The 11,931-nt window shown below is 58.1% G+C and carries 15 protein-coding genes; 8 read left to right on the top strand and 7 right to left on the bottom strand.

Annotation, left to right across the window (positions count from 1 at the left end; genetic code table 11):
- The 4 genes from NKH57_RS25585 to NKH57_RS25570 all read left to right on the top strand — a co-directional run.
- The coding region (locus NKH57_RS25585) for an extracellular solute-binding protein (protein ID WP_352948379.1) at window positions 1–593 on the top strand (593 nt) is incomplete at its 5' end.
- Between the two features lie 67 nt (window positions 594–660).
- Window positions 661–1,521: an ABC transporter permease gene (locus tag NKH57_RS25580; RefSeq protein ID WP_352601127.1), complete on the top strand. Its 861-nt coding sequence runs from the start codon at window positions 661–663 to the stop codon at window positions 1,519–1,521.
- 1 nt (window position 1,522) lies between these two features.
- The gene (locus NKH57_RS25575) at window positions 1,523–2,323 is read left to right on the top strand and encodes an ABC transporter permease (RefSeq protein ID WP_352485927.1); all 801 of its coding nucleotides are present in this window, start codon (window positions 1,523–1,525) and stop codon (window positions 2,321–2,323) included.
- A complete protein-coding gene (locus NKH57_RS25570; RefSeq protein ID WP_023758711.1) occupies window positions 2,320–3,396 on the top strand; it encodes an ABC transporter ATP-binding protein in 1,077 nt (358 codons plus the stop codon). The genes NKH57_RS25575 and NKH57_RS25570 overlap by 4 nt, the downstream gene beginning before the upstream one ends.
- A gap of 747 nt (window positions 3,397–4,143) precedes the next feature.
- Here the strand turns inward: NKH57_RS25570 and NKH57_RS25565 are convergent.
- Window positions 4,144–4,602, bottom strand: a complete 459-nt coding sequence (locus NKH57_RS25565) for a hypothetical protein (protein ID WP_023758709.1) — start codon at window positions 4,600–4,602, stop codon at window positions 4,144–4,146.
- 56 nt (window positions 4,603–4,658) lie between these two features.
- Window positions 4,659–5,258, bottom strand: a complete 600-nt coding sequence (locus NKH57_RS25560; RefSeq protein WP_023758708.1) for a hypothetical protein — start codon at window positions 5,256–5,258, stop codon at window positions 4,659–4,661.
- A 96-nt stretch (window positions 5,259–5,354) separates the two neighbouring features.
- Here NKH57_RS25560 and NKH57_RS25555 point away from each other — a divergent pair, with 96 nt between their 5' ends.
- A complete protein-coding gene (locus NKH57_RS25555; RefSeq protein ID WP_023758707.1) occupies window positions 5,355–5,870 on the top strand; it encodes a helix-turn-helix domain-containing protein in 516 nt (171 codons plus the stop codon).
- Between the two features lie 82 nt (window positions 5,871–5,952).
- Here NKH57_RS25555 and NKH57_RS25550 read toward each other — a convergent pair whose 3' ends face one another.
- Both NKH57_RS25550 and NKH57_RS25545 read right to left on the bottom strand, forming a co-directional pair.
- A complete protein-coding gene (locus NKH57_RS25550; RefSeq protein WP_352948373.1) occupies window positions 5,953–6,978 on the bottom strand; it encodes an RcgR family putative quorum lactone hydrolase in 1,026 nt (341 codons plus the stop codon).
- Window positions 6,968–8,569 carry an RcgA family putative transporter gene (locus tag NKH57_RS25545; protein WP_031260018.1) on the bottom strand — a complete coding sequence of 534 codons (1,602 nt, stop codon included), beginning with the start codon at window positions 8,567–8,569 and terminating at the stop codon, window positions 6,968–6,970. Before NKH57_RS25545 ends, NKH57_RS25550 begins: the two co-directional genes overlap by 11 nt.
- A gap of 641 nt (window positions 8,570–9,210) precedes the next feature.
- Between NKH57_RS25545 and NKH57_RS25540 the strand changes: the two genes are divergently transcribed.
- Window positions 9,211–9,555 carry a hypothetical protein gene (locus tag NKH57_RS25540; protein WP_156938520.1) on the top strand — a complete coding sequence of 115 codons (345 nt, stop codon included), beginning with the start codon at window positions 9,211–9,213 and terminating at the stop codon, window positions 9,553–9,555.
- On the opposite strand, the gene NKH57_RS25535 is transcribed toward NKH57_RS25540, so the two are convergent.
- From NKH57_RS25535 to NKH57_RS25525, 3 genes are read right to left on the bottom strand one after another with little or no spacing between them, the layout of a single operon-like run.
- Window positions 9,552–9,716: a hypothetical protein gene (locus NKH57_RS25535; RefSeq protein WP_156938519.1), complete on the bottom strand. Its 165-nt coding sequence runs from the start codon at window positions 9,714–9,716 to the stop codon at window positions 9,552–9,554. The two genes, NKH57_RS25540 and NKH57_RS25535, sit on opposite strands and share 4 nt — an antisense overlap.
- Window positions 9,713–10,261, bottom strand: coding sequence for a thermonuclease family protein (locus tag NKH57_RS25530; RefSeq protein WP_023758702.1), 549 nt, complete (start codon window positions 10,259–10,261; stop codon window positions 9,713–9,715). Before NKH57_RS25530 ends, NKH57_RS25535 begins: the two co-directional genes overlap by 4 nt.
- Window positions 10,258–10,860: a hypothetical protein gene (locus tag NKH57_RS25525; protein ID WP_352834773.1), complete on the bottom strand. Its 603-nt coding sequence runs from the start codon at window positions 10,858–10,860 to the stop codon at window positions 10,258–10,260. The genes NKH57_RS25530 and NKH57_RS25525 overlap by 4 nt, the downstream gene beginning before the upstream one ends.
- Window positions 10,861–10,998: 138 nt before the next feature.
- On the opposite strand from NKH57_RS25525, the gene NKH57_RS25520 reads away from it, so the two are divergent.
- Window positions 10,999–11,601: a lytic transglycosylase domain-containing protein gene (locus NKH57_RS25520; RefSeq protein ID WP_352834776.1), complete on the top strand. Its 603-nt coding sequence runs from the start codon at window positions 10,999–11,001 to the stop codon at window positions 11,599–11,601.
- Window positions 11,579–11,929, top strand: a complete 351-nt coding sequence (locus NKH57_RS25515; protein ID WP_352948368.1) for a TrbC/VirB2 family type IV secretion system protein — start codon at window positions 11,579–11,581, stop codon at window positions 11,927–11,929. Before NKH57_RS25520 ends, NKH57_RS25515 begins: the two co-directional genes overlap by 23 nt.
- Window positions 11,930–11,931: the final 2 nt, after the last annotated feature.

Below are 11,931 nucleotides of genomic sequence, written 5' to 3'. Positions count from 1 at the left end.
GCTGGGCCGACATGTTCGACACCAAGAAATTCCCGGGCAAGCGCACCTTCTACAAATGGTCGGCGCCCGGCGTCATCGAGATCGCCTTGCTCGCCGACGGCGTTCCCGCCGACAAGCTATATCCGCTCGATCTCGACCGCGCCTTCAAGAAACTCGACACCATCAAGTCTGACATCGTCTGGTGGAGCGGCGGCGCCGAGTCGCAGCAGCTGATCGCTTCCGGTGAGGCGGCGTTCGGCCAGCTGTGGAACGGCCGCGTCTTTGCGCTTCAGCACGACGAAGCCGATGTCGGTGTGTCCTGGAATCAGAACCTGACGGCAGCCGACGTCCTGGTGGTGCCGAAAGGCGCCAAGAACAAGGATGCGGCGATGAAGTTCCTGGCTGCGGCAAGCAGCCCGGCCGGCCAGGCGGAATTTGCCGCATCCAGCGGCTATGCGCCTGTTAACACCAAGGCCAAGGCCGAAATGGCGGCGGACGTCGTGAAGTCGCTGCCGGATGCCCATGTCGACGGGCAGATCAACCTCGACATGAACTACTGGGCCGAGCACCGCGACGAGATCGCCACGCGCTGGTATGCCTGGCAGGCGAAATAAGCCTGCCTCTTGAACAGCACGGGACGAGGCGGCCAGCACCGTCTCGTCCCATAGCCGGATCACTGCCATGTCGGTCGAAACACGCCAGAGCCTACCAGGATTCCGCATGCCGGCAGGCTTCAACAGCCTGCTGCCGGCGCTGGTCCTGATCGTGCTGTTCTTCGTCGTGCCGGTCTTGGCCCTGCTCTTGCGCAGTGTCACCGAGCCCGAACCCGGCCTGCAGAACTACGCAACGCTGCTGGGTGACGGCACCTATGCCAGGGTGTTCTTCAACACCTTCCTCGTCGCGGCGGTGGTCACCGCCGTTACCGTCGTCGTCGCCTTTCCAGTCGCCTGGATGCTGGCGATCATGCCCTCCGCGCTGGCCTCGATCATCTTCGGCGTCATCATCCTGTCGATGTGGACCAATCTGCTCACCCGCACATATGCCTGGATGGTGCTGCTGCAGCGCACCGGCGTCATCAACCGAGCGCTGCTCGCCATCGGCATCATCGACCAGCCGCTGCCGCTCATCAACAATCTCACCGGCGTGACCATCGGCATGGTCTACATCATGCTGCCGTTCATGATCCTGCCGCTGGTCGGCACCTTGCGGGCGATCGACCCGATGACGTTGCGTGCCGCAGCATTGTGCGGCGCCAGCCCCATCCAGGCATTCCGTCGCATCCTGCTGCCGCTGTCGCTGCCCGGCCTCGCCGCTGGCGGCCTGATGGTGTTCGTCATGTCGCTCGGCTATTTCGTCACCCCGGCACTGCTCGGCGGCACATCGAACATGATGCTGGCCGAAATGATCGCGCAGATGATCCAGTCGCTGCTCAATTGGGGGTTGGGCAGCGCCGCCGCCTTCATCCTGCTCGTCGTCACCATGGCGCTCTACGCATTGCAGCTGCGCCTTGTCGGCGCCAGGCGCATGACGGGAGGCATCTGAGATGCTGCTCGACTACGACCGCATGGGTTGGTTGAAAATTGCGCTGCTCGGCTTCACCGCCCTGGTCGCCGCTTTCTTGCTCCTGCCGGTGGTTTTCATTGTTCTGCTGTCGTTCGGCTCGTCGCGCTGGCTGGCCTTTCCGCCACCTGGCTGGACGCTGAAATGGTACCGGGAGCTGTTCGCCGACCCTTCCTGGCTGGAGGCGGCGCTGACCAGCGCCCGCATCGCCACGATGACGGCGATCCTTGCCGTGATGATCGGCCTGCTCGCCTCCTTTGCCCTGGTTCGCGGCCAGTTTCGCGGCCGCGAAATCCTTCGCGGTCTGCTGCTGACGCCGATGGTGTTGCCGGTCGTGGTGTTCGCCATCGCAATCTACGCCTTCTTCCTGCGCCTCGGTCTCGGCGGTACCAGCATCGGCTTCGTCATCGCCCACACGGTGCTGGCGCTGCCCTTCGCCATCATCCCGATCGCCACCGCACTTGAAGGCTTCGACAAATCGATCGAGGACGCGGCCATCGTCTGCGGCGCCAGCCCGTTCGAGGCCAGGCTCAGGATAACCTTGCCATCGATCCGGATCGGCATCTTTTCCGCCGCGATCTTTTCCTTTCTCGCCTCCTGGGACGAGGTCGTGGTGGCGATCTTCATGGCTAGCCCCTCCTTGCAAACCCTGCCGGTCAAGATCTGGGGCAGTCTGCGCTCGGATCTGAGCCCGGTCATCGCCGCCGCCTCCAGCCTGCTGGTCGGGCTGACGCTTGCCCTGATGGTGGTGACGGCGCTGCTGCAGCGAAAGGTCAAGACATGATCCAGCCCTTCCTCTCCATCCGCAAATTGCACAAAGCGTTCGGCGCGTTCACCGCCGTGCACGACGTCACCCTTGAGATTCCCAGGGGCGAATTCCTGACCTTTCTCGGGCCGTCGGGTTCGGGAAAATCAACGACGCTCTATGCCATCGCCGGCTTCCAGGATCCGAGCTCCGGCGATGTCCAACTGGAAGGCAAATCCTTGCTGGCGATACCCTCGCACAAGCGCAGCATCGGCATGGTCTTCCAGCGGTACACGCTGTTTCCGCATCTGACGGTGGCCGAGAACATCGCGTTTCCGCTTCGGGTGCGCCGCCGACCTGATGCCGAGGTGAAGAAGAAGGTCGCCGACATGCTGACCCTGGTGCGGCTGGAAAGCTTCGCCGCGCGCTTGCCCGGCGCACTGTCGGGCGGCCAGCAGCAGCGCGTGGCGCTGGCCCGGGCACTGGCCTACGATCCGCCGATCCTTTTGATGGACGAGCCATTGTCGGCGCTCGACAAGAAACTGCGCGAGGAGATCCAGGCCGAGATCCGCCGCATCCACCGCGAGACCGGCGTTACCATCCTCTATGTCACGCATGACCAGGAGGAAGCGCTGCACCTCTCGGATCGGATCGCGCTCTTCAGGGACGGTCGCATCGAGCAGACCGGCACCGGCGAGGACCTGTATCTCAGACCGGCCACCGACTTCGTCGCCGGCTTCATCGGCAATTCGAATTTCCTCACCGCCGAACATCTCGAAACCGCCAATGGCGCGGCAACGATCCGGCTGGCGGACGGTTCAGTCGTCTCCGGCGTGAGCGTCAACAGGACCTTCGACAAGGGGCAAAAAACCAGGCTGATGATCCGGCCGGAAGCGTTTGGCATGGAACGAAAGCCGGCGAGCGCGGAACTCGCTGTCGAGATCGTCGATGTCGCCTTCTATGGCGAACGACGGCGCATCGTCGCGCGCACGGCCACTGGACAGGAGATCGACATCAGGCCGACCTCCGCCGCCATGCGGTCGCAGGATCTGACGCCCTGCAGCCGTCAAGTCTTTTTCGATCCGGCGGCGGCATTCCTGTTTTCCGCATAACTGCCCGATCGAGAAAGCTCCTGCCAATGATCCTCCCGCCGCTCGCCGACGCGCCCCTCTTTCAACACCGGTGCCTTGTCGACGGCGAATTTGTCCGCACGCCGTGCGACCTCAGTCGAAAATCCGGCTGACGGCGCGCTGATCGCGCATGTTCCCCGCTTAGGGATCAAAGCGCAAGGCCGATTACCAAGCCGGAGAGGGGCGCCGCTGATCTCTTAGAGCGCCGTGATAGCAGTGTCCTAAGATTGCCTGGTGGCTTCGCGACCGAGTGCACGCTTTCCATGGGAGTCGCGGGCGAGCCTGATACAAGCCGGAAGGCCTTGAACGGCCAAAAAATGTGCTCTTCTCAAATGTAGCCGACGTGCTTTTTGAGAGAGATTTCTCTTTCGCAAACTACGAATCCGTGGTTGCACAGGACGATGTGGTCAACGAAGCGTTTTCATTTAATGTCAAAGTTCCATAAGATATCTTATGCGACTTTCATCAGTAAAAGCAAATATTTCTCAGTTATTCCAAGTATACATGGCTCGCGTATCAACCGCTTTGACAGTCCAATGGTGAATTTATATCTAGTGTTGTGACAGTCACTCCCACTCTAAGCCTTGATGCGACGGATCTTATATTACTTACTATCACCTCATCGCCCGATAAACCTGGACGGAACACCCTGAACGCTTCTGCAACGCCGAGGTCCGACGCCGCGGTCAGACCATATCGCCCTTTGCTCGCCTGCCCTCTCGGGCGCATTCACTTGTGCGGCATGCAATAGACTCCCTCGGATTCCATCAGTACCGCGCCACCCTTCAACTCGCTCAGTGCGCCGACCCACGCTTCCGAATACGTGCGGCTGGCATCCACGGCCGTCAGCCATAGAACCCGGTTGTCGGCCAGTTCGACTTTAACTTCCTGCTGCAAAGGGCTTGCCTGCACAGTCTGTTGATAGTGGCGTTTGATCCTGACATTGCTGGCCGGGAACTCAGCTTCGTTGCTGCCGTAGTTCAGCACAAATCCGGTGTGGCCCTCAGCCACCGAGCAACTGCCATCACGCTCACACACGATTTTGGCAGCGGTCTTGCAGTCCCATTTCAGTGAAGCGGGCCACATCGGATTGTCCACGCTTGATCGCGGCCTGTCGCTCTGACCAGCCGCCGTCAACACTGCGCCTGTGTTCATAATCATAGTGGACATGAGAAGCGTCTTGAACACTACAAACCTCCCTGAATTATGGTCCTCACAGTCCTCGTCCTGCGTGATGGCTTGGCTTATGGCATGTTGAGATTGAACCAGCTTTTCTGGCGCATACCGTTCGCGTCGTCATACTCGATGAACCAGGGCTCTCCGCGCATCGGTCGAGCGATGGTGTAGTAGGTTGGGCCATTACCCAAGGAATGCCCTTTGTCGTTGCCACTTGTCTGGATTTTTGCCGTCACCACCTTACCTTCGATTTCGAGTTGGACCTGTCGTGATCCGTCTTCATCACGTCCGCCGAGGCCGCTGTTTTTGAGAACGCCGGGTATCGTGAGTCTGTCGGAGCTGATGCGGCAGATGTTCCGTTCGTGCCCCATTCCGGGTCGGTCGGAGTTGGCACCAACTGCTTGCCAGCCAAGCGGACAATCCTCATACTTCTCAAATTTCGCGGCGCTGGAGTTGGCTTGTGGACAGGTCGGCCAGTTAAAACCCGGGGCTTCCATCGCCGCAATCAACTTGTAGATTGGCGGGTGGCAAGAAGGAGTGCCCTGCCAATCACCGGACAGACAGAGGAGCACCTGACAGCCCCACTCCGATGCCTGTGATTGGGATGGGAGAGCCGCGGCGCCCGCGACGGCGGCGGCACTCACCAAGAAATGTTTCAGCATGGTCATAGCCTTTTCCTCGTTGCGATTTTGACACTTTACTATGGATGATTCGTGCGAAAAAGGACAAATCAAGAAGGCAGGTTTGTGCGACTACATCGATTTATGAAACGAGACGATGCGGGCGCGGTCGACAACCCCTTGCGCGTCAACATTGCGACCGTGCTGGAGCGGGAGAGAGCCAAGCGTGGCCTATCCCATATGTACATGGCCGAGCTGTTCCGCACCCCTGAAGGCGAAGGGCTCGCTTACCGAACTTACATCCAGACCGTTCGGCAGAAAAATAATGTCACATTGACGACGCTGCAGATCATGGCAAACGGCCTGCAAGTGTCTGTCGCAGAACTGCTCTCCGGCGGGAAAAAACTCCCCGAATGGGTGCATCAGCTGGACGAAACTGCGATCCGCAAGCGCCTTGCACACATCATCGACATGGAGCGGCAACGACGCAATATGCTCCGCTATGAGATGGCGAAGCTGATCGGCGTGGCGGAGGCGACATTCACGAAACTGGAGCGCGCGAGCGGCAACATCAGCGTGGACACGATTGCCGCGATCGCCAAGGCGTTGAAGCTTGACCCACGGACGTTCCTATTTTGGGATAAGGTCCCACCAACCTGAACTACGTGTTATTGGCTGCAGCCGGACGCGCAGGCACGCCTAACAGAGAATTTTCTGGTGAACTGACCGGCCAACGCCACACTCATGCTCGCCGGGCCGACTTGTCAGCGCACGACAGAAACCGCTTCAAGCTCAACCCGGCCCACAAAATGTAAGGCGGCATGGCGAGCGAATAATGACCACAGTTTAATTCCAAAATACTTGGCCTAGCACCGGCATCCTTCAGCCTCCGCATGAACCTCTCCGATAATTCTGGCAACACCACTTTGTCTCTCTTCGCCAACACAACGTGAAGATCGAGATCAGGCCGTGCCAAACAAAGTTCGTAATTCTCCAAGTTAAGCGGACCCCAGGCCCTTCTGAGATCGGTCAGCTCAATCTCAGGCTCAATGCTGTCACGTATCAGTCGTGTCGCGCGACCCGTCCAAACCATATCCGCTAGACTCCCCGCCGTCAGAAACAGCGAGGCTTTTGACACAGCCGAGTCGTGCGCCGCGACCAGCCCCGCAACCCACGAGCCTAAGCTCATACCGACAACCGAAATCTCTCGATAGCCTTCGCTCTTCAACCATCGTATGAGTTTTCGCCCATCCAGCACTGCCTGCCTTACAGATTGGATCGTTCGACCGAGATTAGGGCTAAGCATATAATCGGCGTGGACGGAGCCGGGACGGCTACGTTCTAAGTGATAAGGCATAGCAATCTCCACAACCGTGATGCCACGCTGCGAGAAAAAGTTGGCAATCTGACGATTCCGGGCGCTTGCATTCCAATGGTGAAAAATCACCATTGCCTGATCGAACGCCCCGCTTTCTGTGATTTTCGCCGAGACGACGTTGTTCTGTTCGACATCAGTAGAAATGTCCGATGGAAATTTGAGCCACCCATCTACCCTTTCAAAACCCTGATCACTCACACTCGGCTCATCGAAAAAGGCTAGATCAACCACGGCTTGGTCCGCAAGGGCACAGAATTCCTCGATACTTGTCATCTTCTTCGCACATGGAAAGGCGCGTTCCGCGTCAAGGACGAAATCCGTTGGTTTCTTCCCTTCCTCACCGCGAAGGGCCCGGCGTTCGTCCCAACGATCAAGCCAACTATGATACACTCTGTTTGTTTCCCAAATCACTCTCTCGCCATCGCCCCAACCCTGGATCGAACAGGCTGTAAAGCGCGACTAGCACTGAAATGGCCAGCAGGGTCGAAAAGCCGGCAAACGTGTCGATCAACAAGTAGCTGACAACAAGTAACGCCACGACCGCCGACATCTTCCACAAAGGCGTATGAACTCGACCCCCGACAACTAGTCGGATGGTGCCATACAGAAATACAAAACAGGTTGAAATAACGACAAGAAGGCTGCTGTAATGCGTCGGCATGCGATAGCGGAACCCGTTGGTCACATGCTCGCGACCTTGGAACATCGAAGACATATCGCCGACCAACCATGCCACAATATTCTCACCACTGGATGCCAGATAAGAGCTTTGGACCTTCATCCATATGGCGACCAGAACCCCCAAAACAGTACACCGAAAAACCGCACGCATCACTGTGAGGCCGGCTTCATTGAGTTCTTGCTGATGATCAACATACGACAGCTTCTTCAGCCTGTCCCCAATTCTCCAAAGATCATGAACAACCGTGTAGACCAAAATGAGACCTGCGAAGAAAAGATAAAACACCAGGCACATGTATAGGTAGGCTAGCCCCGTAAAAGCGACTGTTTCTGGGACAGATATGATCTCAGGACGCACAAGAGCTATTTTCCCCCAATCCATGGCATAGTTGCCACCGCCCCTCATCAACGGGATCAGGGACACGCCGATCCATTGAAAAAGACCCGCGAACAGCAAGCAAATCAAAAAAACCGACCAATAGGTGTACGAGGAAGAGTCAACGTTGCGCAACCAGGCGTCGTCGCCTTCCTGATCGCCCTGCACTGCAAGCTTTCTGCGCCCCTCACTTTTCCAGAAGACCAGCAACTCTATAACGAAGAAGAAAAACAGCGGTAAGAACACCATAAAGTCGAGTGTCCAATTTGCGGCCCAAAGAAATCCAACCTGCTTAACGAGCCCGTCGGCTCGCTCGTAGGTGACGTTGTGGATACCAATGATGTACGACAAAAAGCCGAGGGCGGTCATGCCGGCAAACACCGACGCCGGTAAATTCAGGGGAGATCCGTAACTAAAAAACGCCTCCGATTTCCTCGCCAAACTAAACCGCCGCCTCGGCCCCTTGGCGTCAGTATACCGTGTCAGCTCTGCCGGCGAGTCTGTCTTGTCATCGAAAGTCCCAGTCAGTGCGGTATCTGGAGCAATCCTGCTTGCGGCTCTCTTCCATTCTCGTCTCTTGGCCGATAAGCGCGATTGCGCCGCACTAAGCTCCATCTGCCATTCGCTAGTTGCGATCGGATCATCGCATCCAAAAATCCTCGCCAGCCAACGAATGTTGGTAGTGCTAATCCCCTTGTCGTTCTCCTGAAACCAAAGCTGCACCGTTCTCAGATCGACCCCAACCTGATTGGAATCAATCTGTGAAATCGCCTCTGCAAGAAGCTCGGGCGTCCATGGGCCTGCAGGAAACCCGTCTTTGCCTAACGGCCGACCCGCACCCGCCGCCGCCAATCGCTTGAATAATTCTTTGAAATCACTCCCGTCTCTCGGCGCCGGGAGAAATAACTTTCCGTTCGTAACCAATGACTTACGGGCTCTAGTTTCGTTCCATTTCGCTAGGCTTCGTATTTTATCGTGCCTTCGTCCTCAATCAACGGTTTTGTCAACTCGATTTTTGGCCGGCGAGGAGAGAGACCAGTCAAGGGACTGACTGCCCGGATCGGTCGCAGGGCAGGCGCCCACCTTACGAGCGGTGATGATGTTAAAAATCCTGGTGTTACAGACTTTACGGGCTGTCAGATGAGCAGTCCGAGTTCAGATCATGGACCGGCGCACCTTCGGCCGGTTCCCTGGTCTTCTAGTTGCCGGCGACAGAGTCGACGCAAGTTGCTGGCCAGCACCAACACCGGCGCCGAAGGCAGGCCGATGCCGAAGAATATCAAGCACGGCAAACCGGACATGCTCCCGACCCCGCGCCCGTGTCGGGCATATTTCGCCGAGCAGAAGGACCGCATGGGACTGTCTATTCGCACCGTCGGCTGGTCGCGCCGGCGCCAGGGTCAAATTCGGGATATGCAATTCGGCATAGATTCTGAAACGTTTTGTCTGATGGCAGGGCGGAGTGTGCTCGCATGAGCGAAAGGCAGGGGAAGCCAGGGCTTCGGGAGCCCGAGAAGCAGAGGGATATTTTCTCGCCCCCCAAGTCAGTTACGTGGAGCCGGTCGATGTCTATTCAATTGGTCTGTAGCAACGGACAGGTGGTAGCGGCTGAAGGCGTCGCGAAACTGATTGCGGAACATCGTCGGAGCATTGCAGAGCTTGAACGTCTGGGCAAGCGAGCAATGGAGGCCGAGGGTACGGACGCGATCTTGCTGGGTCAGAGGCTGGACGCGGTCATGGCGGAGGAGGCCGCACTGCGAAGGCGTGCTGCGATTGCCCCGGTAATCACTATCGCGGAAATGAAAATGAAGGCTGCCCACTTCCAACGGCTGACGGCCCATGGCTGGTGCGAGATTGATGTCGACGATTTGCGCGCGTTGCTCGATTCTTTCACGAAACTGCAGTCCTAAGAGAAAAGCGCTGAAATCCATGAGACCACAGTATTCCAGGCCGCAAAGAGTCCTGCCGGCACCAAGATGATCGCGATGAATGCAGCGGCTCCACCAATAGCACCGTCACCGCGTCCTTCGACGGGATAGTAATATCTGTGCGCCTCATCGTCTTGCTTCATTCTTGTCTCTCCAACCCTTGGCTCAGCAGCAGCTGCACAGGATGTTGAAACGTCGTGCCCCACAAACCTGCACGTTTCATCTTCGCGTTGATTTCCGCGACGAGGTAGTTCTCATTGACGGCTTTGCCCTTTGCTGTCGTTGCGGCAAACGCGTATCCGGTCGCTATCAGCGCGGTGCCGACGTCGATTGTTTCGCCATTGAGCTGCGCACCGCACACGACAAAAACCGCCTTGTCGAAGGCGTAGCCGATTGGCTGGCATGTAACCGCCGCGCTATCGAACAGCGCAGCAAGGTGCGCCAGCGAGGTGTTTCCGCAATCGATTTTGTTCCCATTTGGCTCTTCGGCTGACGTCCCTCGAAGACATGACTGGACGCCATAGAGGCGGAAAAGGTGGTCTCCGTCACGCCAGGTATCTCCCGTCAGCAGTTGAGCCGATTTCGATACCGCGAGGGGCGTTGGCACGGCAGACTCGGATGCATCCTGGGCATGTGCCGATGCGCACAAACCAAATGCGGCCAGCACTGCAAAGCTCGCCTGTTTCATTCCTGGAACTGACCACCGAGGTCGGCCGAATGCTCTAGATCGGGGCGCAGCGACTTGCCGTCCTTGTTGCGTCCGATCGCCGCCATGTCGAAAAAAACCATTTCGTCATCGTCGTAGGCGACGTTGTACGGGTCGTTTGCGTTGCCCGCACCCACGAGCGAGAAGCACGACACAGCATCGGGTTCACCCTTCCTGCTTTGCAGCACAAGTGTTTTGCAAAGCACGACAGACGCACGATCGTTGTAGATTACCTCTTCATAGTCCTGCGCGGCCTTCGTGCAGTCCCATTGCTGCGTCTTGTACGCAATCTTCGGTTTGGGGCAGGCCGCAAGGCCGCGCAGCCGGTACGTCACGCCGTTGATGACGCGCTCGGTCGCCGACGGCACCTTGACCGGCGAGATGAGGGTCGCCGCATCGCGCTGAAAGAGCGCGCCTTTTGCATCGTAGCGTTCATAGACGAACACCTTCTCGCCCGGCTTGGCAAACTGGAGCAGGTAGTGCTCTGAGGGTTGCGCGAAGGCGCTCGGGGCGTCGGCGCCGGCAGCATAAGCCACGGTGCCCTGGAGCAGCAAGACCGTACAAAGGGCAGTCTGTTTCATCGAAATCCGTCCTTGCGATCGATATCGTGTTGACACTTTACTAGGGCTGCGTGTAGCCATAGTAAAGTGTTAAATTTTGGCGACACTATGAACACTCGATTCGCTCCCCTGCTCACTCTCTTTGGCGCCATGATGCCGTTGGAAGCGCATGGCCGGGACCTGGCATCAGACCGCGTAGCAATCGCCTTCGCAACACCGGCGCAAGCCCTTTCCGGAGTCGGGGCGCAAAGGCCGGGGGCGTGTAAGACCGGAAATCGGGCTGACGTCTCCCGACTTGTGCGTTCAATCGCGCAAGACGAAGGGTTCGACACCGATCTGGCCGAGGCGATTGCATGGGCCGAAAGCGATCTCGGCGCCAGTCAGGGTCCTTCCAAGACCGGAGCGCTGGGAATCATGCAGCTGATGCCAGGCACGGCGGCCGATCTAGGGGTCAGCGATCGTTGCGATACACACGCAAATGTCCGGGCTGGCCTTCGCTATCTCAAATCACTCTATGGAGAATTCGGGGATCCGCTTCTGATGCTGGCGGCATACAACGCCGGGCCCAACAGCGTCTACAAGTCGCAGGGCATTCCGGTGAATCCGGAGACGGCGGAATACATCGTGAAAATACTCAACCGCTGGAAGTTCGGCGGTGTGGTGAAGAAGTCCGCCCTGACCAAATCCGAAACGCTCGCGGCCGCACCGCCAGCAAGCGAGGACGCTTGGCAGGATGGTCATGTCATGGATCTCGGCAACTGAAAGGAGCCAAGGGGTGAAATACAGGAAAGCGGGCAAATTTGCGCTGAAACTGGCCTTGGCCTCGGCGGTCGGAATAGCTCTCGCGCCAGCTACTGCGTATGCCCAGTCGGCGGCACCAGTTGAAAATGTGCTCCAGTGGTTCGTTGGAGTTCTGCAGGGCGACATAGCGCGCTCATTCGCCATTATCGCGGTCTGTTTTCTCGGCTTCCTCGCCATGACGGGCCGGCTGGCGTGGATGATGGCTTTCTCCATCATCATTGGCATCGCTCTGATCTTCGGCGCTGCGCAGCTGGTGGATGCGGTTCGCGCGACCGCGGGAGGCAGCTGAGG

The organism is Mesorhizobium sp. M1050 (assembly GCF_040318715.1).
Classification (GTDB): domain Bacteria; phylum Pseudomonadota; class Alphaproteobacteria; order Rhizobiales; family Rhizobiaceae; genus Mesorhizobium.
The sequence above is the reverse complement of the archived record's forward strand: the minus strand, read 5'-3'. Positions and strand labels throughout refer to the sequence as shown.